At 59.0% G+C, this 19,299-nt stretch carries 17 protein-coding genes and 2 pseudogenes; 11 read left to right on the forward strand and 8 right to left on the reverse strand.

Going from position 1 to position 19,299, the window contains the following annotated elements; all coding sequences use genetic code 11:
* Nucleotides 1-62 precede the first annotated feature (62 nt).
* The 11 genes and pseudogenes from A3AY_RS0107235 to A3AY_RS0107285 all read left to right on the forward strand — a co-directional run bounded on the left by A3AY_RS0107235 (nucleotide 63) and on the right by A3AY_RS0107285 (nucleotide 10,104).
* Entirely contained in the window at nucleotides 63-1,829 is a 1,767-nt protein-coding gene (locus A3AY_RS0107235; protein WP_018325017.1) for a type I secretion system permease/ATPase, read from the forward strand.
* A gap of 3 nt (nucleotides 1,830-1,832) precedes the next feature.
* Nucleotides 1,833-3,374 (forward strand): HlyD family type I secretion periplasmic adaptor subunit, encoded by a 1,542-nt coding sequence (locus A3AY_RS0107240; protein WP_018325018.1) that lies wholly within the window; start codon nucleotides 1,833-1,835, stop codon nucleotides 3,372-3,374.
* Between the two features lie 202 nt (nucleotides 3,375-3,576).
* A pseudogene (locus tag A3AY_RS37495) lies at nucleotides 3,577-4,526 on the forward strand (IS481 family transposase).
* A gap of 224 nt (nucleotides 4,527-4,750) precedes the next feature.
* Nucleotides 4,751-4,994: pseudogene (locus tag A3AY_RS40355) on the forward strand (transcriptional regulator); the annotation flags it as partial.
* A 388-nt stretch (nucleotides 4,995-5,382) separates the two neighbouring features.
* The gene (locus A3AY_RS0107255; RefSeq protein WP_018325021.1) at nucleotides 5,383-5,871 is read left to right on the forward strand and encodes a BA14K family protein; all 489 of its coding nucleotides are present in this window, start codon (nucleotides 5,383-5,385) and stop codon (nucleotides 5,869-5,871) included.
* A gap of 600 nt (nucleotides 5,872-6,471) precedes the next feature.
* Nucleotides 6,472-6,621 (forward strand): hypothetical protein, encoded by a 150-nt coding sequence (locus tag A3AY_RS38990; RefSeq protein WP_018325022.1) that lies wholly within the window; start codon nucleotides 6,472-6,474, stop codon nucleotides 6,619-6,621.
* Nucleotides 6,622-7,135: 514 nt separating this feature from the next.
* Nucleotides 7,136-7,342 (forward strand): hypothetical protein, encoded by a 207-nt coding sequence (locus tag A3AY_RS0107265; protein WP_018325023.1) that lies wholly within the window; start codon nucleotides 7,136-7,138, stop codon nucleotides 7,340-7,342.
* 5 nt (nucleotides 7,343-7,347) lie between these two features.
* On the forward strand, nucleotides 7,348-7,611 hold the full coding sequence (locus A3AY_RS0107270; RefSeq protein ID WP_018325024.1) for a hypothetical protein: 264 nt from the start codon (nucleotides 7,348-7,350) through the stop codon (nucleotides 7,609-7,611).
* A gap of 56 nt (nucleotides 7,612-7,667) precedes the next feature.
* Entirely contained in the window at nucleotides 7,668-7,946 is a 279-nt protein-coding gene (locus A3AY_RS0107275; RefSeq protein ID WP_154663257.1) for a hypothetical protein, read from the forward strand.
* Between the two features lie 88 nt (nucleotides 7,947-8,034).
* Entirely contained in the window at nucleotides 8,035-9,072 is a 1,038-nt protein-coding gene (locus A3AY_RS0107280) for an IS110 family RNA-guided transposase (protein ID WP_018325026.1), read from the forward strand.
* Nucleotides 9,073-9,336: 264 nt separating this feature from the next.
* The gene (locus A3AY_RS0107285; protein WP_026203206.1) at nucleotides 9,337-10,104 is read left to right on the forward strand and encodes an SOS response-associated peptidase; all 768 of its coding nucleotides are present in this window, start codon (nucleotides 9,337-9,339) and stop codon (nucleotides 10,102-10,104) included.
* A gap of 272 nt (nucleotides 10,105-10,376) precedes the next feature.
* On the opposite strand, the gene A3AY_RS0107290 is transcribed toward A3AY_RS0107285, so the two are convergent.
* The 8 genes from A3AY_RS0107290 to A3AY_RS0107325 all read right to left on the reverse strand — a co-directional run bounded on the left by A3AY_RS0107290 (nucleotide 10,377) and on the right by A3AY_RS0107325 (nucleotide 19,225).
* Nucleotides 10,377-11,057: a YoaK family protein gene (locus A3AY_RS0107290; RefSeq protein ID WP_018325028.1), complete on the reverse strand. Its 681-nt coding sequence runs from the start codon at nucleotides 11,055-11,057 to the stop codon at nucleotides 10,377-10,379.
* 165 nt (nucleotides 11,058-11,222) lie between these two features.
* Nucleotides 11,223-12,821: an MFS transporter gene (locus A3AY_RS0107295; RefSeq protein WP_018325029.1), complete on the reverse strand. Its 1,599-nt coding sequence runs from the start codon at nucleotides 12,819-12,821 to the stop codon at nucleotides 11,223-11,225.
* Nucleotides 12,818-13,261 carry a DoxX family protein gene (locus A3AY_RS0107300; protein ID WP_018325030.1) on the reverse strand — a complete coding sequence of 148 codons (444 nt, stop codon included), beginning with the start codon at nucleotides 13,259-13,261 and terminating at the stop codon, nucleotides 12,818-12,820. The genes A3AY_RS0107295 and A3AY_RS0107300 overlap by 4 nt, the downstream gene beginning before the upstream one ends.
* A 162-nt stretch (nucleotides 13,262-13,423) precedes the next feature.
* Complete coding sequence (locus tag A3AY_RS0107305) at nucleotides 13,424-15,406, reverse strand: amidohydrolase (RefSeq protein ID WP_026203207.1); 1,983 nt, start codon at nucleotides 15,404-15,406, stop codon at nucleotides 13,424-13,426.
* Nucleotides 15,406-15,693: a XapX domain-containing protein gene (locus A3AY_RS0107310; protein ID WP_018325032.1), complete on the reverse strand. Its 288-nt coding sequence runs from the start codon at nucleotides 15,691-15,693 to the stop codon at nucleotides 15,406-15,408. Before A3AY_RS0107310 ends, A3AY_RS0107305 begins: the two co-directional genes overlap by 1 nt.
* A 66-nt stretch (nucleotides 15,694-15,759) precedes the next feature.
* A complete protein-coding gene (locus tag A3AY_RS0107315) occupies nucleotides 15,760-16,449 on the reverse strand; it encodes a hydrolase (RefSeq protein ID WP_018325033.1) in 690 nt (229 codons plus the stop codon).
* A gap of 751 nt (nucleotides 16,450-17,200) precedes the next feature.
* Nucleotides 17,201-18,118 carry a LysR family transcriptional regulator gene (locus A3AY_RS0107320; protein ID WP_018325034.1) on the reverse strand — a complete coding sequence of 306 codons (918 nt, stop codon included), beginning with the start codon at nucleotides 18,116-18,118 and terminating at the stop codon, nucleotides 17,201-17,203.
* 174 nt (nucleotides 18,119-18,292) lie between these two features.
* Entirely contained in the window at nucleotides 18,293-19,225 is a 933-nt protein-coding gene (locus tag A3AY_RS0107325) for a VOC family protein (RefSeq protein WP_026203208.1), read from the reverse strand.
* Nucleotides 19,226-19,299 lie beyond the last annotated feature (74 nt).

A 19,299-nucleotide genomic window follows, 5' to 3' on the forward strand; every position in this document is an offset into this window, starting at 1 on the left:
CCCGCCCAGGCGGCGGGCTCGCACCCTTCCGAACAAAGGTTTCCACTCACCGAAGGTAATCGATGCCACCTCAGATCAGCACCACCAGTCTTTCGGAGGTCGTGGGCGCCCTACGCAGGCAGTTCCCGCTGCTGATCCTGCTGAGCTGCCTCCTCAACCTGCTGCTCCTCGTCGCCAGCATTTACATGCTGCAGGTCTATGACCGGGTGCTGTCGAGCGGGTCGCTGGACACGCTCCTGTGGCTGACGCTGATAGCGATTTTTGCCGTCGTGATCTACGGTGCGCTCGAGCAGGCGAGGCGAGTGATCCTCAGCCGCGCCGCCGGGTGGCTTGACGGCGAGCTCAACGTGCCGATGCTGAGGCGCGCCATGGAAGTGCGGCTCACGGGAAAGGAGGGTCGCGCCGGTACCCGTGACGTGGCCGATCTGCGGAGCTTCTATGCGGGCGATGCTGTCCTCGCCTTTCTCGACATGCCCTGGAGCGTGATCTTCCTTGCCTTTATCTGGGCCCTGCACCCGGCACTGGGCGTGGTCGCCACGGCCGGTGCCGTCGTCCTGCTGGGGCTCGCATTGGCAAACGACGCGCTGACGCGGAACCGGCAGAAGCGTGTCGCAGCTGTCACCAAAACCCACCAGGAGAATGCCATGCGCTATGTCGATGCCGGCGAGACGATCGCGCCTCTCGGCATGGCAGAGGCAGTGTTCGAACGCTGGCGCCGCCGTCAGGCCGAGGTGGTAGCCGAGCAGCAGCTGTTGGCCGATCGGACGACCACGATCGTTTCGATTTCGCGCAGCCTTCGGCTGATCCTGCAAATTGCCATCCTGGCTGTCGGCGCCTGTTTCGTCCTTCTTGGAGAGATGACTGCGGGCGCCATGATTGCAGGCTCAATCGTCATGGGCCGAGCGCTCGCCCCGATCGAACGGGCGACCAACGCCTGGCGGGCCTTCGTCGCAGCGAGAAGCGCGTATGGGAACCTGAAGGAACTCTTCGCTGGCACGTCACGCGATGAGCGCGACCGCGTCTCTCTCCCCCGCCCCAAAGGCGGGTTCGTTTTCGAAAACGTCTTCTATCACCCTCCCGGCAGTCAGGAGCCGGTCCTCAATGCAATCAGCTTCGCGATTAACCCGGGTGAGAACTGTGCGGTGGTCGGACCATCGGGCGCCGGAAAATCGACGCTCTGCCGTCTCGCCGTGGGCGCCTGGAAACCGACCAAGGGCCACGTCCGGCTTGACGCAGCGGACGTTTTCGACTGGAATCCGGAGGATCTCGGCCCTCATATCGGCTATTTGCCGCAGCAGGTCGAGCTCCTGCCTGGCACGGTGGCTCAGAACATCGCACGTTTCCGAGAGGTGGACAGCAACGCGTTGATCCGGGCAGCGCAAGTCGCCGGCGTTCACGAAATGATCCTCTCATTGCCGGACGGCTACGAAGCCGAGATCGCGCTACACTCGCAGCGTATATCATTGGGCCAACGGCAGCGCCTCGGTCTTGCGCGCGCCTTGTACGGCGATCCGGCCTTCGTCGTATTGGATGAGCCGAACGCAAATATGGACGAGGCCGGAGACCGCGCTCTGATCGACGTGCTGACAACGCTCAAGCAGCTTCGAACGACCGTCTTGATCGTCACCCACCGCGCCTCGGTACTGAAGTGCGCCGATAAGGTCCTAGCACTTCACAGCGGCGCCGTTGCAGCGTTCGGCCCGCGCGCGCAAATGGTGCGGCAGGTACAGCCGGCCGGATCAACGGCGGCGAGGCCGTCACAAGCTCCTCCTCCAGAGGAGCCATCGCGGGTCCTTGGCCGCAAGAAGCGCCTTTCCGCGGGGGAATGAAGCATGCCTGATAAACTGGATTTGGTCGACTTTGCTGTTAACGGGGTCAAAACGCAACTATCCCGCGCCATTGACAGGCTGCTGGCCGGTTATGCCGCGGTGATCGCCACAATCCGTGATCAGTTGGCGCTTGCCGGCATCGCATTGAGCGATAGAGCCATTGCCCTCATCGTTTTAGCGACGGCAGCAGTCGCTGTTTTCGCCCTCGCGCAGATGCTGCGCTTTAGCGTGCGACGCAGCACCGAAAAGCCCCCAGACGCGCTCGCGGCTGCCACCCGGATGCCTCGACGTTTGGGGCTCTTGGCAATAACGCTGTTCATTGTGGTGTTGGGCGGCTGGTCGGTGCTCGCCCCTCTGGCGAGCGCGGCGCTAGCCCCGGGCGTCGTCAGCCCCGACGGGTATCGCAAGACTATTCAACATCTCGAAGGCGGGATCATTCGATCGATCCATATTCGCGAGGGTGACGTGGTCAGGGCTGGAGATCCGCTGATTACTCTCGATGACACGAAGGCCAGGTCTCTCGACGCGGAAGTTCGGGAGCGACTTCTGCACAATCTGGCGACCGAGGCTCGACTCGAGGCAGAGCGGACCGACGCCGCCGAAATCAGCTACCCCGATTTTCTGATTCACAAAAGCACCACGGGCCTGCAGCGACTGATGGAAGGGCAGCGGCAATTATTCGTCAGCCGGCGTGCAGCGCATCAGGGTCGCATCCAGATCCTCGAGGCGCGCATTCGCCAACTCGAGGAGCAGAACGCTGGCCTGCGGCAGGTGATCGCCGCTGAAGCCGAGCAGATCGCCTTGATTGACGAAGAAATATCGGCTGTGCAGGTTCTTCTCGAAAAGCGTCTGGAGAGCAAGCCGCGAATACTGGCTCTCAAGCGTCATCGTGCCGATATCGCAGCCGCGAAGGCAGCTAACCGAGCGAAGATCGCCGAGAATGCACAAGCCATGGGCGAAACCAACCTGCAACTCCTAACAATAACCGAAGAGCGCCAGGAAAAGCTTGGTACGGAGCTCGCCGAGATGCGCCGGATCCTGGCTGAGCTCAAAAGCCAGCTGCCGTCGCGCGAGGACATACTCGAGCGAACAGTCATTCGCGCTCCGCTTGCCGGCACGGTAATGAATCTCCACGTCACGACGGAGAGGGGCGTCATAGAGCCAGGACAGCCGCTGCTCGACCTCGTTCCGAATGACAGTGGAGTGGTCATCGACGCCCGGGTTCGACCGACCGACATCGAGCGCATCAGAACCGGTATGTCCGCCCGCGTGGTCCTCACGGCTTATCGGCAACGGAGTCTGCCGCTCGTTTATGGCAGGCTGCGCTCGATCTCAGCAGATGCGATAGCTGATGAGAGAACGGGAACGACCTATTTCCTGGCGAAAGTCGAGGTCGATCCAGTGGACCTCGCAAACCTCGACGACGTGCAGCTTATACCTGGCATGCCCGCCGAGGTGATGCTTTTGGACGGCGAACAGAGCCTTTTCGCATATCTACTTGCCCCGATACTCGACAGCGGCCGGCGAAGCCTCCGCGAGAACTGAAACTAGCGGACGAACGACCAGTTATTTGGACGTTCGGTACCGGCCAGGTCCTAGGACTTGTAATCAGCTTTAAATCAACAACGGTTGTCGTCCCTGCAGGGCTGTGCGCGCGTTGGGTCGGAACCGGGCATTCCGCCTAGTCTAGGTGTTTGATCCCGGATTTTGATGGTGCAATCCTCTCGCAAGCCTGAAGAGATTCGCTATGGGACAAATTCTACACGGGAGCGCCCGCACGACAGAGGCGGTCCGTCGAGCGATACAGCTAGTCAAGAGAGCTTGAGAGCACTTGCGAACGCTACGGGATCAATCAGAAGACTGTCGCCAAGTGGAAGAAACGGACTTCGATCGCCGATCTTCCGACCGGACCGAAAGCGCCGAGGTCCACCGTTCTGTCGACCGAAGACGAAGCGATCATCGTCGCCTTCCGCCGGCATACGCTGTTGCCGCTCGACGACTGCCTCTATAGTCTGCAGGCGACGATCCCCCACCTTACACGATCTTCGCTGCATCAATGCCTTCAGCGACATGGCATCAGTCCTGATCGATATCGACGGTGACAAGCCGGCGAAGAAGAAGTTCAAAGCCTATCCCATCGGCTACTTTCACATCGATATTGCCCAGGTTCAGACTGCCGAAGGCAAGCTTCAACTCTTCGTCGCCTTGATAGGACATCCAAATTCGCTTTCGCCCACCTCGAGGAAAGCGCCAACATCCATACCGCCGCGGCTTTCCTGAAGGCCCTGGTCGAAGCCGTACCCTACAAAATTCATACCGTCTGACGAACAACGGCATCCAGTTTTCCGATCTGCCTTCTCGCCGCAATGGACCCACGGCAAGGCTGTGCATGCATATGTTCGATCGTACATGCCGAACACATGGCATCGAACACCGACTGACCAAACCCAATCACCCTTGGACCAACGGTCAGGTCGAAAGAATGAACCGGACAATCAGGGCAGCCACCGTCAAACGCTATCATTACGACAGTCAAGACCAACTCACCGACTTCCTCGCCGCAATTTTGGCCGCCGCTTGAGGACCCTCAAAGGCCTCACGCCATACGAATTCATCTGTAAACAATGGGCTTCAGAGCCGAAAAAGTTCAGCCTCAATCCAATCCATCAATTCCCGGGACTAAAGATGTCGAGATAGGAACCTTCAGCAACCGGTTCCCGAGGAGGTATTATGCGATCCTGCAAGCACAGATCGGGAACGTCGCTGCGCGTAGGTCCGATTTGGGTGCCATCAATGATCGACCGACAATTTGGCCGATCGAGATTCCATTTCGAAAGGCGATCTCCATCCAAACCGGAGCTTGCATGTGTGCCGCATTTCGAGTGCGGTGAATTCGACCACTCTGCCACCTCTCCGGCTTGTTGACCGTCACTCGCATGATTCATCTCTGCGAACTCCTCGGTTTCATGCCAATTGATATGCTCTTTGAAGTAGCCCCTTATCTGTGGGGGGAGGACGCAAGAAGAAGCGGAGGACCGCCGGACGCTGACGAAACTTATTGAGCGACGGCCGCAGGATACCATGCGCGATCTCATTCGGCTCCTGCAACGCATGGTGCCGGGGGAAAAGACCGCAGATGCTGTGGCCTCGATAGCTGGCGCGTAGCTGCTTCAACGTGTTCGTTCATGTGTCTGCCTTCAGGGGGCCAGTTCACTCGGAGACGGGCAGAGAGTGAGCGACGAGCTGGGCCAAGATCGCAAGACCGGACGAAGGCTGAAAACGTCAGTGTGCTTTAGTCCAGTTTGCTTCAATTGGGGGATCAGTCGGGCGAACGTACCCTGATGCTCGTTTCAAACTTTGATTTAGTTCTTCGCCTCGAGGGCCATGCCAACTGCATTCGCAGGCCCCGTCTATCGATGCGATAGACGGGGCCTGCGAATGCATAATTCCTCGAACCAAAATCGATTTTAGTGGTAAGATTGCGCGTTTAAAGAGCTGCAGCGTCCCGGCGCGCCGTATTGGACGCGGGGCGCTGTAGGGGAAAGGTGAGCCAATGAAAAGGTTAGCAATCATTGCCTTGTCGCTGGTGACGGCGCTGACGAGCGTCCCCCCGGTCATGGCGTTTCCCACCATGGCCGTGCGGAAGATCGAAGTCGCTGAGGCGCAGACGGTCCAGTACAGGCGTTACCGCGGCGGCTACAATCGTGGATACAGGGGCGACTATCGAGGCTACCACGGCTATCACCACAATGGTGACGACGATTGGGCTTGGGCACTCGGCGGGCTCGCGACTGGCGCGATCATCGGCGGTTTGCTGGCGCAGCCGAGATATTATGGCCCCAGCTACTACGATCAGGGCTACTACGGCCCAACCTATTACCGTCCGCGCTACTACGCTCCACGCTATTACCGGCAAGTCTATGGTGGCGGCAACGCCCATACGCGCTGGTGCTTTGCGCGCTATCGGTCCTACAGGGTTTACGACAACACGTTCCAGCCGTACTACGGTCCGCGACGGGCGTGCGTCTCACCCTACTACTGATTGCGGGCGTACTCGGCGATGTGCATTATTCAGGCAGAAGCAGAAGCCGCTGCCGAAAGCCGCTAAATTCAAAGTGGTCAGCGCCTAAAAACGCAAAACATAATCACACATCGGGAACGAATATCGTTTGCCTTCCTCCTAAAGCTGGACCCAACGATTTCATCATGCGCTGGGCAGTTGCGAATAGAAATGGCGGCCGCTCCACTCCCGTTTACCACAGGCTCCGGCCTTCTCTTCTGCGCAATGGGAAAGCGCGTTCAGGCCTCCGCATGCTTCGCTCCGCCAGAGGCGGAGTGGAAAACGGGAGTGGTGCGGAAGTTACTTTCAGTCGCCCCTTGGCGGGCGCCTCCGGAGTTGACCTGGTAGCGTTGGAACGCATGCAGATACGCAAGGACCTTGGGTGGAAGACGTCCGGCAAGTCCGGCCGGTGCTGTCACCGACCGGACTGATACTGGCGGAGGGTGTTACCACCACGATGTGTAGAAGACCGCCAGCTCGGCAGCGAGGGCCTCCCGCGCCTTGGCGACGAACTGCAGGTTGCCCTCGATCTCGGATCCGTCGCTGACGCCGAAGAAGAAGCCGTCGGTAGGGGGGAGCGAGATGGTCGATATCGTCGGACGTGAGTTGAAGATTCACGCAGTTGAAGCTTTCAGCGGCGCCGCCCTTATCGCGATAAAGGCGTTCCATCCAGCCATGGAGGTTCGGGTGCTTGCGCCAGTAGTGGAGTTCCGTCGCATCGCTAACGGTTGAAATCGACTGCCGAGTCCGGCTGGTGACGAAGCGTGCAGGCATACATATCGAGTCCCATTTTTCTTTCCTTTCGTCAGTGACTATCCCGAAGGACGCGGAACGAAAGGCCGGACGGCAAAGCTGCCGCGGTCATGGGCTAACACGGCCGCCTGCGGCGGGGTGGTGCGGGCAGCCCTTGACGGCAAAGCGCCGGACGGCAGGACCGCGAAAATCACTGAGGGATGGACGGCTGAAAGGAGGGGCCGGTCTGGTCCTGCCCGCCTACCAGCCGGTCGGCTTGGCGGACACGAAGAACGCTGCCACAAGGGTATCGAGCTGGCGTGCTGGACAAGACGGTGGTGGGGAGCGGCCATGCCCAAGGTCGATCGAAAAACGGAAGGAGATTACCAAACCCGGACACCTTGACTATCCTCAACATCAGAACATAATGAGAACAAACGCAGTGCTGCAGCCGCCCATCTGAATTCTGTTCCATATCGTCCGCTGGCCCATTGACCGTGCAGAGGAGAAGCTATTGCGTCCGCTCAAAGCAGCGCTACCCGATGAACCCGCGGAGGCGGAGTTCAACGACGTTCTCCGCTATCACGATGGCGACGCCGATGCGGCCGTGCGCACCCTGTTGGAGGATTGCCGGCATCTGCGCGAGCAACTGGCATTGGCGCAGATGGGAATGAGCATCGGCTTTACCCGCGGCTGGAAACCGAGCTTTGACCGGGACTGACTGTCATGCGCCACGACAGAAGCATAGAGCTGGCGCCGAGCGTCAAGCCACAATTCGACTACGAGACGCTGAGCGCCCTTCCGGAATGGTACGTCATTGTCGCCCGGTGTGGCGCATGTGGCCATGAGGACGAGCTGGACCGACGTGCAATCGGGCGTCGGTTCGGCAAGAACGTCAAACTGGTTTCGCTGCCGATGCGCCTTCGCTGCCGCCCCCCTTGCGGCAATCGCGTCGGCAACCGACTGTTTCTGAGGAAGCTGGGGCGATGAGGAAAGGTGCCCAGACCGGTCGAATGCATCCGAGCATTGCAAGGCATCTCCCCAGAATGTCGTCAGCGGTGGAGCTCGGTCAATTCATCAAGATCACCTGCCAGCACTGCAGAGTGACACATCGCTATGACCCTGGTGATTTGATCAAGGTTCTCGGAGACGTTCCCTTCCTGAATATTCAGGAGAATTTCCATTGCTCGAAATGCGGCAAGCGGGATTACCTGAGCGCCGGTCTCGAGACGCCTTGCGCGCGTGAACGTGTCGGCATGACGGTGCGCAGGCTGGTCGAGATCAGGACGGTGCAAAGGCCCGTCTGGAAAGACGTCACGCTGTAGGGAGCGCGGAATGTGTTGGTGTGGACGGCTCTGAGACCTCAGCGATCCATGGCATGCTGGCCAAGGAACTGAGCGAGAGGAGCGCACCATGAAGCCCGTTGTAAGGATTGGTATGGACACGTCGAAAAACGTATTTCAGTTACACGGTGTCGATGAAGCTGAAGAACCTGTTCTGCGACGCCAGCTTCGGCGAAGGGAGATGATCAAGTTCTTCGAGAATACACCGCCGACCTTGATTGCCATCGAGGCCTGCGGCAGCTCACATCATTGGGGGCGTCTACTTTCATCCTTCGGTCACAAGGTCCGTCTGATCCCGCCGCAATACGTCAAGCCGTATGTGAAACGAGGAAAGAACGACGCGGCGGATGCGGAAGCGCTTTGTGAAGCGGTTAGTCGGCCCTCAATGCGCTTCGTTCCGATAAAATCGCGTGAGCAGCAGGCCGCATGCATGTTGATGAGCGTTCGGGAAAGGCTGGTTGGCGTGAAGTCGCAACTCTCGAACGCGATCCGCAGTTATGCGGCTGAGTTCGGCATCATTGGTCCGCCTGGTCGCCAGAACGTCAACGCATTGATCAAACGAACCCTTGAAGACGATACACTTCCACAGCTAGCGAAAGAGCTGTTTAGCCTTCAGGCGAAGGAATACCAAGCCGTCGAATCACGGCTTGCAGAAATCGAAGCGAAACTTATGAAATGGCATCGAAACGATGATGTCAGCAGGCGGATTGCGACCATCCCAGGCATAGGGCCTATCGGGTCAACTATGTTGAGCGTCAAGGCACCACCGGCCGAAAACTTCACCTCTGGCCGCCATTTTGCTGCTTGGCTTGGTTTGACACCCAAGGACCACTCGACCGGTGGTCGGGTCAGATTGGGTGGCATCACAAAGGCAGGCGATCCATCGATCCGATCAACACTGATTGTCGGCGCGACTGCACTGCTTAGACATGTCAGGAAGGGGCGAACTAAACCCTCGCGTTGGCTGGCTGCAATGCTGGAGCGTAAACCGCCGAAATTGGTGGCTGTCGCACTGGCGAACAGGTTCGCCCGCATTGCTTGGCGGCTCATGATCTCCGGAGGAGTCTACGATAAACCGGGTGATCTTGAACCATCCGTGGCGGCATAGCCTAAATAATTCGGCCAGTTTGTCAGAGCGAACGGCCCAGTAACCGAACTTGCAGGAACGAGTAGATGGATTGACCGATTGGTCGATACCCGCGACAGTCCGTAGATTGCACTGGCACAAAAATCGTCGCGAATGTGTTTGGGGCGTGGGTAGCGAACACCATCTTGGCCAGCAGACTAAATCTGCATCAACAGGCCGGACATCTGATTGCAAGCAATCGCGTTGTCCGTATACTCAAATCCTGATGAGGGAGGAGCCGTCCACATCTGTAATCTTTATCGCATGGAAGACAGGGACTGGGTCGCGAAGTGGGCAAAGGACGCCGAAAGCCTGATCAACCTGATGCCGGCCTACCAGATGAACCCCGATCAGATGGGGCCGATCGTCCGCAACACCGCTGGCGGGAAGAAACAGCTGGTCCATGCGCGCTGGGGACTGCCCTCCCCGCGTTTCACGCTCGAGAAGGCCGCCAAAGCCAAGGCCGAGAAACTCGCGGCCAAAGGCAAGCCCTTCGATCTTGAGGAACTGATCCGGATGGAGGTTGACCGTGGCACGACCAATGTGCGCAAGCTCAGTTTTCCGCATTGGAAGCGATGGTTCGGCGTCGAAAACAGATGCCTCGTCCCGGTCACCAGTTTTGCCGAACCGGATCCGGCCAGCCAGCAGGAAGGCGGCAAGGTGCCCAATGCCTGGTTTGCACGCGACGAGGAGAAGTCGCTGATGTTCTTTGCCGGCATCCATGTACCGCAATGGCAGAGTGTCCGAAAGGTCAGGGACGGCCTGACCACCGACGACCTCTATGGGTTTTTGACCACGGATCCCAACGATCTCGTGAAGCCGGTCCACGAGAAGGCCATGCCTGTCCTGTTGCTGACGAAGGAAGAGACAGACACATGGCTGCGGGCGCCCTGGGATGAGGCGAAGGGTCTGGCCCACCCTCTACCGGATGGCGCGTTGATCATTTCGTCGCGCGAACCGTACGGATCCACGATCGTTTCGACATCCGGAGAGCCGGTTGGCAGTCTGCTTTAACGCCTGAACTCAGAGCTTGATTGTATCGGAGCCAAAGGAGCCGAGGAGGTTCTTCTCCCTAGCGGAGTCTTCGAGCATGCCAATGAGGTCAAGCGCACGTCTCGGATATTCGATTGCAAAAAATCAATCTGGCACTCCCATGCCGCCCCTCCCAACAAAAAAAGCGGCTTCAACACGGGAGCGATCAGGTTGGCGAGACCGATCGCTTCACTACCAATGTCCATCTCAGTATCCTCTGTAATAAACTGAAAAGCCTTGACGTTCAGTTTCTGTCAATTGGGTTCGGCACCTGACGTGCTGGCGAAGAGAGCAACGCCGGCGATGATGGCTGGCAGGCTAAAGGCGGCCGCAGGGATGAACATGTAGCCGGCCGCTCCGGCGCCACATCCGACGGCAAACGTCAGGACAGCGGTGGCCATCTTCTTCACCCGTACCTTTGCGACGGTGATTTCCTGGGCTTTCGAGTTGGCAAGGATGTCGGCAAGATCGAGCATGATCTGTGTCGTCGTACCCGTCATCAGGGTGGTCGGCGGCGCTTTCGACAGATGGGACCGGTGAAGACCGTTCTGTATGGCCATTGCCGACACCAGTGTCATCGCAACGGCAAACGTAACGCCATTCTCGTCGCCGTGGAATGGACCATAAATAATGGCAATGACCGCGACCGCGGCGAGCAGGATCAATTTTACGACCAGCATGGGCCGGACGGGGGAGCGATTTCGGTTTTGAAGTTTCAGGCAGACCAGCCGGGACGCGAAGACGACCAGGCAGAACATCGGAAGGACCAGCACCTTCGACAATGCTCCGCCAAGGCCATGCGCCATCGTTGCGCCCAAGGTCACGAAGTTGCCTGTGACATGCGCAGTAAAAAGCCCTGAAAGAGCCAGGAAGCCGAGCGTATCGACGTAGCCGCCATTGAAACTCAGAAGGGTAGGAAGGGAGGGAAGCTTCATTTCTTGACCTCTATTTCTGTTAGGCGCCGCGACGTTGCTCGCGACATGGCTCCAGGTTTGACACCAGATGCCGGCCTCACCAATTGCATCAATTGTTTCGAGTTCATTGCGCGTGGCGGCATAATAGGCTGGGCGGCCGAAGCCGCCGCCCTGCCCAAGTCTTCGTTATGCGGCACCAGGCCGATTGATCGTCAGGAAGTGACGGACAACAGGTTTCTCGGGACCGACATGGTGGGCCAGCACCTTGCCCTGCAGGTCGGCGTCGGCATTGGAGACCCGCTTGTGCTGGCGAAGATGTTCAGCCCAGGATTCCACCATGAACCATTCGACGATCTTCTCCGGGTCAGCCGAGTCCTCGGTGACACCCCAGCCATAGGCACCATCGCGGCGGCGTTCGTTGGAAAGATGATCGATGGCGTGAAGGAATGCGCTGCGGTGCTGCTTCTCGACCTTGTACTCGATCAGGATCAGAACCGGACCACGGTCATGGGCAACGGGTTCCGCAACAAGCGGCTCAGGCCAGTGATTGGACGGCACCATGTCGGCATCGCCTGCAGGAAGTTTCACGCGGTGCATGATGAACCCGGTCACAAGCAGCCCGGCGGCTCCGATGAGCAGGGTCATTTGGATGCCGACAGCCTCGCCGACCGCGCCCCAACCAAGGCTCCCGGCAGTCATCGCACCATTGAAGACGGTGAGGTAGACGGCGAGGCCGCGACCACGCACCCAGTTCGGAAGAACAGCCTGGGCCGCGACGTTGAGCGTTGTCAGTGCAGTGATCCATGCCACACCAAGGAACAGAAGAACGATGATGGCAACGATCTTCGGCGGGGCGAGTGACAGAACTCCCATGACGGCAGCGGTGATCAGCGCGGCACCGAGAAGCAGGCCGTCGGAACTCAGGCGTTCGCGCAGCTTCGGCATGAGCAAGGCGCCACCGATCGCGCCTGCACCAACTGCACCGAGCAGGATGCCGTAGAAGCTGGCATCACCACCCAGCAACTGCCGGGCGACGAGCGGGAGGAGCGCCCAGACGGCGCTGGCGAAGGCGAAGAAGATCGCGGCGCGCAGGAGGACGACGTGGAGCGGTGTGCTCGAGCGGGTGTAGCGAAGCCCGGCCCGGAAGGCACCGAAGAAGTTCTCCTGAAGCGCGTCGTTTGCATTCTTCGCCTGTGGCCACCAGACCAGAGCTGCGATCACCACGGCGTAGCTTGCGACATCCGCGCCGTAGGTGATCCCGGCTCCAAAGGCTGCGAGAAGCAGGCCGCCCGCGGCAGGCCCGATGGAGCGGGCAATGTTGATGCCGAGCGAGTTCAGCGCCACGGCGCTCTTGACATCCTCGCGTTTGACCAGTTCCGGAACGATCGCCTGCCAGGTCGGCCCCATCAACGCGGCGCCAATGCCGCCGAGGAAGGTCAGACCGATCAGCGCGCTGACCGATAGCATACCCGTCTGGGACAGGACCATAAGCGAGATGCTGACGGATGCCAGCAGGAGCTGGACGGCGATCAGGAACTTGCGGCGATCAAGGATGTCGGTGAGAACGCCCGCAGGAATGGCAAGCAGGAAGATCGGCAGGGTTCCGGCCGCCTGGACCATGGCGACCGCGGCCGGCGATGCCGAAAGATCCGTCATCAGCCAGGAGCTTGCGACGTCGCGCATGAAGCTTCCGGTATTGCCAAGGACGGTGGCGATCCAGAGAACCGCAAACACAGGCTGTGCGAGTGGCGCGAAGGTTCCGCCGGATGCTTTTGCAGCGCTCATTTGCCTGCTCCCTTGGTGAGGTCGAATGCGGCGACGAAGAGGAATGCGCCAGCGAGGCCAACATGTTCAAAGAAGGCGTTGGTCGCCATCATGCGGTTCATGCCGGGAGCCATCTCCCAGAAACGGAGGGCGATGAACGTTGCCATGAGCGTGAAGCCAGCGAGCGCCAGCGCTCCGATCCAGCGAAAAAAGCCCGATACCACCATGGCTGAAGCCGTCAGCTCGAACACGATGACGGCGACCGCAAAGAACGCGGTGGGATGAAGACCGAAATGATCCATTTCGGCCAGTGCGCCGTTGAAATCGAAGATCTTGGTAAGCGGGCCCTGGATGTAGGCGGCGCAGAGCGCAAGCAGCGACACGGTTCGCGTGACCGGAGAAGCGACGATGCGTGCCAGACTGCTCCGGACTGGATTCGACGTATGGGATTGGTGGGTCATATCTGCTCCTGCATGTGCGCCGCGAGCGGCTGCGTTTGATGGAGCGATATTGGCTGGTTACCGTCTTACCAACAATTGCAGCAATCGTTTCGATTTAATTGCAAAATGGGCAATTATGGAGTGATTGCTCGGGTGACTGGATGCCACCCGAGCTAAGGCTCGTCAGACGGCCCAGCAGGAGCAGCCGAGAGCGCCGAAGAATCCCTTGAGGTCGGCGATCGGAAGCTTGGATGTCCAAGCTCCGGCATGGTCGTGGCCATGCACGCCACAATCGCTGGCACATCCGCATGTGGAGATCGCCGTGCGGCGCAAGGATCGAGCGCCCGCGCCCTCCGGTTCGCCCCAGGCCGCGTAGCCGCCGAACTTGCGTACGGGAGACCAGTCGGGCATCGCGGGCGGGATGTCGTTCTCGTCGAGTGTCTTGAAGTCGCCTGCGCCATAGACGATCTTGCCACCGACCATGGTCAGTTCCGAGGTGAGGAACGAAATCTCGTCCTCGGCGCAGGAGAAGAAGTCCTTGTCCGGCACCACCAGATCGGCGAACTGGCCCTTCTCGATGCGGCCCTTCTTGCCTTCTTCATTGGAGAACCACGTGACCTTTTCGGTCCACATGCGCAGCGCGGTCTCCCGGTCGAGGCAGTTGGCTCGCGGATAGAGTTGCATTCCGCCGACAGTCTTGCCGGTGACCATCCACGACAGCGAAACCCACGGATTGTAGGAAGCAACGCGCGTCGCATCACTGCCTGCGGAGACATTCACACCCTTGTCGAGCATGCGGCGGATCGGCGGCGTAGCCTCGGCCACGCCGTGACCGTATCGCTCAACGAAGTATTCGCCCTGGTAGGCCATCCGGTGCTGCGTGGCGATGCCGCCACCGAGTGCGGCGATGCGGTCGATCGAGCGATCCGAGATGGTTTCGGCATGGTCGAAGAACCAGTTCAGTCCTTCGAGCGGAATGTCCTTGTTGACCTTCTCGAATACATCGAGGGCGCGGGAGATGGTCTCGTCATAAGTGGCATGCATGCGCCAGGGCCAGCGGTTCTCGGCGAGAACCCTGACGACCTCTTCCAGCTCGCCTTCCATTTCCGGGGCCATTTCCGGACGGGGCTGGCGGAAATCCTCGAAGTCGGCAGCCGAGAAGACGAGCATCTCACCGGCACCGTTGTGGCGGAAGTAGTCGTTGCCCTGCTTGTATTTGACCGACTGCGTCCAGTTCAGGAAGTCCTGTTTCTCTTCCTTGGGCTTCTGGGTGAAGAGGTTGTAGGCCAGACGCACCGTCATCTGATTGTTATCGGAGAGATTCTGGATGACCTCGTAGTCGTCTGGATAGTTCTGGAAGCCCCCGCCCGCATCGATCACGCCTGTCACGCCGAGGCGGTTCAGTTCGCGCATGAAGTGGCGGGTCGAGTTTACCTGATAGTCCAGAGGAAGCTTGGGCCCCTTGGCGAGCGTCGAATAGAGAATGCCTGCATTGGGCTTGGCGAGCAGCATGCCAGTCGGATTGCCATTGGCATCACGGGTGATTTCACCACTCGGCGGGTTCGGCGTATCGCGGGTGTAGCCGACGGCGCGCAGCGCCGCGCCATTCAGGAGTGCCCGATCGTAGAGATGCAACAGGAAGACCGGGGTATCGGGAGCGATCGCATTGATCTCCTCGATCGTCGGCAGGCGCTTTTCGGCGAACTGATGTTCAGTGAACCCCCCGACGACGCGCACCCATTGCGGCGCGGGCGTAATCGCCACCTGGCGCTTCAGCATGTCCATCGCATCGGCGAGCGACCGAACGCCGTCCCAGCGCAGTTCCATGTTGTAGTTCAGGCCGCCGCGCACGACGTGAGTGTGGTTGTCGATCAGACCCGGCAGGACGCGCTTGCCCCTGAGGTCGACGATCTTCGTGTTGGCACCAGCCAGAGCCATAATCTCGCTGTCGGATCCGACTTCGAGAAACAGGCCATCCTTGATGGCGATCGCCGTGGCGTTCGGATTGGTCCGGTCGAGGGTCGTCACGCGGCCGTTGTGGAGGATCAGGTCGGGATGCATGGTGTCTACTCCGGTCTGGTTGGGATCGTCGGCTTTCGCCGGGGAGAAGAGGTTCGAGAACGCCAGGCTCGACGCGCCCCCAAGAAAGGATCGACGAGTCGTCATCAACTCCGCTCCCCCGCTTTCGCCTCCGCCTGATGGGCGAGGTCGATAAGATCGCCGCCCTTAGGCAGGTGGCCGAACATGTGCGGCTTAATCTGATGAAGCCATGAAATGGCTGCTGGCTCCCTGCTCCACAAGGTCTTTGCGAAAGGGATGATCTGTTCACCGACGAGAATGCCGAGAAGGCCGACCAAGGCGATGACAGGCGGAGCCGGCGAGCGGACGTTCAGGAGGCTGTAGACGATGCCCACAAGCAGACCTGCACCGAGAGAAAGAAGATAGATTTTCACGGGATGCCCTCCACGGTTAGAGAAAGGCCGCTCCGACCGGGTTATCGGAGCGGCCTGATCAGGCCCTTACTTGGCGGGGTTCGGGCCGATGCGCTTGCCGTGCTTGACGCGTTCCTCTGCGCCGTGAACCATCGTATAGGCGTAGTCGACGCCCATGCCGTATGCGCCGGAATGCTCCTTCACGAGGGTGGTGACAGCATCGTAGGTTTCCCTGCGAGCCCAGTCGCGCTGCCACTCGAGCAGCACCTGCTGCCAGGTGACCGGGATCACGCCTGCCTGAACCATCCGGTCCATCGCGTATTTGTGTGCGTCGGAAGACGTGCCGCCGGAAGCATCCGCGACCATGTAGATCTCATAATCCGGAACATCATGCAGGGCCGAGAGTGCGAAGGTGGTGTTGCAGACCTCGGTCCAGAGACCGGAGACGACGATCTTCTTGCGGCCCTCGGCGGCGATCTTCGCCAGCGCGTCACGGACGTTCTGGTCGTCCCAGGAGTTCATCGAGCTGCGCTCGAGAATATCGTTCTCCGGGTAGACGGCAAGCAATTCCGGAAAGGTGTTGCCCGAGAAGGATTGCGTCTCAACCGTGGTGATCGTGGTGGGGACGTTGAAGATCTTGGCGGCCTTGGCGAGGCCGACGACATTGTTCTTCAGTACCTGGCGATCGATCGACTGGACGCCGAACGCCATCTGCGGCTGCTGGTCGATGAAGATGAGCTGGCTGTTCGCGGGGGTCAGGACTTCGAGCTTGGACATGGGTCAATTCCTCTTCGGTTGTTGGACCGCGAATGCGGCGGGTTATAAACTGGGCAGGGCCTGTCGGACGGACCACCATGTCCTGGAACACGGCTCATAAGGCCCTGAGTATGTCGAAACCGATGCTTTCATTCACTCGTTGCCTCGGCTGCTGGAAGGAAACGTAGTGTGATTTGCGCTTGTGCAAAATTGCAATATTAATTGCGAATGAATTGCCTTTATCGCAATAATTACCCTGAAGTTCGGTTTACCTGCGGACGTCGCACGAGGCTGCGCTGCGCGACCATTCGGTCCAAAATTTACCCGAGAAAATTTCATTCGGACAGGCGGCCCTGAGGTAGTTTGCAGTGTCGCTGTTCACGCTATTCGGCGTGGAGCGATTTGGCTGACTTCGGTTGGGGCGAGACAGCCCGTGGAGAACAGGAGAGCGGTGTGAGCCGCGAAATGCTTGGCAGCCTGCCATTAAGCAATGACGCGACTAGATGGTGAGTACGCTGTACGCGCAGGGGTTCCATATCGCGATTATTTTGTCTTCTGCTTACTCTCAACAGCCGTTGCTCCAAATTAATAGGTCGATTTATGCCGAGCCAGGAGACGAGCGCCATGTCACGGCCCACTCCTATACAGGATAGGGCCATCACCCACTCCGCGCTGTCCGACGGATCAAATCAGCCGTGGGAAATATCTTCAAACGAGAGAGGGGAGAAGCCCGTCTTTGTGGAGTAACTATCCATGGATATGGACAAAGCCACTAGAGTGTCCCGGTACCATCGTCGTAGGCAGAAAACACGCCCGCAACCCAGTCTGCAAAGACCTGACACTTAACGCTCGGAAACCGGCCCGCTGGCCTTACTATGTGAACAGGATAACGTGGTGGCGCCCAATCGTTCATGATTGGGATCAGAGCGCCACGAGCGATATGGGGCCTTGCCAAGAATTCAAATGTCTGCCCGATACCCAGTCCTGCTAATATTCCATGCAAATGCGCCGTCGCATCACTGGTGGAGAGCTTGATGGGGTTGTAGATCTCTATTTTCTCGTCGCCTTTAATCAGTCGAACGGGTGCAGCTTTCAGACTGCGCGCAAAAAAGTACTGCACGAAAATATGATCCCGCTGCAGATCCGATGGCGAAGCTGGCACGCCGTGTTTTTCGAGGTACCACGGGGTTGCGCAGGTCACTATCTCAACGCTGCATAACTTCCTCGCAACAAGAGATGCATTGGGCAGATCGCCGGCACGAATGACGCAGTCTATGCCCTCTTCGACGATGTCGGCCTGGCGTTCTGTTACACCAAGATGCAACTCGATCTCTGGATAGAGCGCGTAAAACTCTGGCAACCGAGGGATCAGAATCGCATTCGCGAAGGTCCCTCCTACGTCAACCCGAAGTTTTCCCCTGGTGGCTAGGCGCCCACGGGTCGCCTCATTGTTCATTTCGTCGAAATCGGCGATCAGGCGAATGGCGCGCTCGTAATAAGCAACTCCCTCAGGTGTCACGGTGACTGAACGTGTCGTGCGTTCGAGCAGTTTGAGGCTCAAGCTTGCCTCGAGATCCTGAACAAGCTTACTCACGGTCGACCGCGGTGCACCCATTGTGTCTGCAGCCTTTGCAAAGGATCCAGCCTCGACGACGCGAACAAAGGCTCTGATCGCTCCCAATTGATCCATTGTCATCTCTCCATCGAAACTTATGGGTGCGAATGCCTTGGGGCTCAGTTATCGACATCAGTTGCAAAGGGCATCAGGCGTAGTCGAATGTTTGAAGATCTTCCCTGGAAAACCCGGGGTGCGACCGGGTAGACATGCGCCGTCCAAAATTCGAAATGCCATCAGTTGTGATTGTCAGGCAGCCAATGGCTCGAGATTTGCCTGGATCTGATCGCGGAAAGCTTCATATCGGCCCGGTAGCTTGAGCGTTTCCCCAAGGTGAGCCGTGTCTTCGTCGCGATTGAAGCCCGGCTCATTGGTGGCGACTTCGAACAAAATGCCACCCGGCGTGCGGAAGTAGATCGCCCAGAAATAGTCGCGGTCGATGACGGGCGTGACCTGATACCCGGTATCCATCAGCGCTTTGCGCACCTCAAGCTGCTTCTCTCGGTTGTCGACAGCAAACGCGATATGGTGGACCGAACCCGCGCCCTGACGGGCAAAAGGCGTCTTCGGCAGCGCTGCAAGATCGATCGTGTCAGCTCCGTTTCCGTTTGGAATGATGAAGCGAGTCACGTCACCCTCCTTTTCGGCGCGCTGGTACCCCATGAAGCCGAGCAGTTCTTCCGTTGCAGCCGTATCATGCAGACTGAAGCGAGCGCCGGCGAAACCGCGGATGGCCGCATCGTCGGGAATTCCATCTGCCAGCCATGGCGCGCGGTTGTCGTCGGCGGACTCAATGAGCGCAAGACCGTCGCCATCTGGGCCCATGAAGCAAAGACGGTTGGCGCCGAAGGCGGTGTCCGTTTCCAGCCCCCCGACACCCTGAGCGGTGAAGCGATCCTGCCAGAACTTCAACGAACCCTTCGGCACGGAGAACTGTGTTTCACCGACCTCCCCCACGCCTGGACGCCCCAGCATCATGTTCGGGAACGGGAAGTAAGTCATGACCGTCCCGGCTGAGCCGTTCTCGTTGCCGTAATACAGGTGATAGACGCTCGGATCGTCTAAGTTGACCGTCTGCTTGACGCGGCGCAGGCCCAGCGTGTCGGTGAAGAAGCGATTGTTCTGTCGTGCATCCGATGCCATGGAGGTCACGTGATGCAGTCCCCTGATATCCTTGATCATGTCGATGCCTTTCATCGGGCGTTGGTACTCATGTGTTGATATGAATTTAGGCTGGTTGATCCTCGTCGAGAATT

Origin of the sequence: Rhizobium giardinii bv. giardinii H152 (assembly GCF_000379605.1) — a bacterium.
Lineage (GTDB): Bacteria > Pseudomonadota > Alphaproteobacteria > Rhizobiales > Rhizobiaceae > Pararhizobium > Pararhizobium giardinii.

Excerpts from the sequence above, each read along its gene's own strand:
- A3AY_RS0107235 (WP_018325017.1), top strand. The coding sequence starts at position 63 with ATGCCACCTCAGATCAGCACCACCAGTCTTTCGGAGGTCGTGGGCGCC.
- A3AY_RS0107240 (WP_018325018.1), top strand. The coding sequence starts at position 1,833 with ATGCCTGATAAACTGGATTTGGTCGACTTTGCTGTTAACGGGGTCAAA.
- A3AY_RS0107255 (WP_018325021.1), top strand. The coding sequence starts at position 5,383 with ATGAAAAGGTTAGCAATCATTGCCTTGTCGCTGGTGACGGCGCTGACG.
- A3AY_RS38990 (WP_018325022.1), top strand. The coding sequence starts at position 6,472 with ATGGTCGATATCGTCGGACGTGAGTTGAAGATTCACGCAGTTGAAGCT.
- A3AY_RS0107270 (WP_018325024.1), top strand. The coding sequence starts at position 7,348 with ATGCGCCACGACAGAAGCATAGAGCTGGCGCCGAGCGTCAAGCCACAA.
- A3AY_RS0107275 (WP_154663257.1), top strand. The coding sequence starts at position 7,668 with ATGTCGTCAGCGGTGGAGCTCGGTCAATTCATCAAGATCACCTGCCAG.
- A3AY_RS0107280 (WP_018325026.1), top strand. The coding sequence starts at position 8,035 with ATGAAGCCCGTTGTAAGGATTGGTATGGACACGTCGAAAAACGTATTT.
- A3AY_RS0107290 (WP_018325028.1), bottom strand. The coding sequence starts at position 11,057 with ATGAAGCTTCCCTCCCTTCCTACCCTTCTGAGTTTCAATGGCGGCTAC.
- A3AY_RS0107295 (WP_018325029.1), bottom strand. The coding sequence starts at position 12,821 with ATGAGCGCTGCAAAAGCATCCGGCGGAACCTTCGCGCCACTCGCACAG.
- A3AY_RS0107300 (WP_018325030.1), bottom strand. The coding sequence starts at position 13,261 with ATGACCCACCAATCCCATACGTCGAATCCAGTCCGGAGCAGTCTGGCA.
- A3AY_RS0107305 (WP_026203207.1), bottom strand. The coding sequence starts at position 15,406 with ATGACGACTCGTCGATCCTTTCTTGGGGGCGCGTCGAGCCTGGCGTTC.
- A3AY_RS0107315 (WP_018325033.1), bottom strand. The coding sequence starts at position 16,449 with ATGTCCAAGCTCGAAGTCCTGACCCCCGCGAACAGCCAGCTCATCTTC.
- A3AY_RS0107320 (WP_018325034.1), bottom strand. The coding sequence starts at position 18,118 with ATGGATCAATTGGGAGCGATCAGAGCCTTTGTTCGCGTCGTCGAGGCT.
- A3AY_RS0107325 (WP_026203208.1), bottom strand. The coding sequence starts at position 19,225 with ATGATCAAGGATATCAGGGGACTGCATCACGTGACCTCCATGGCATCG.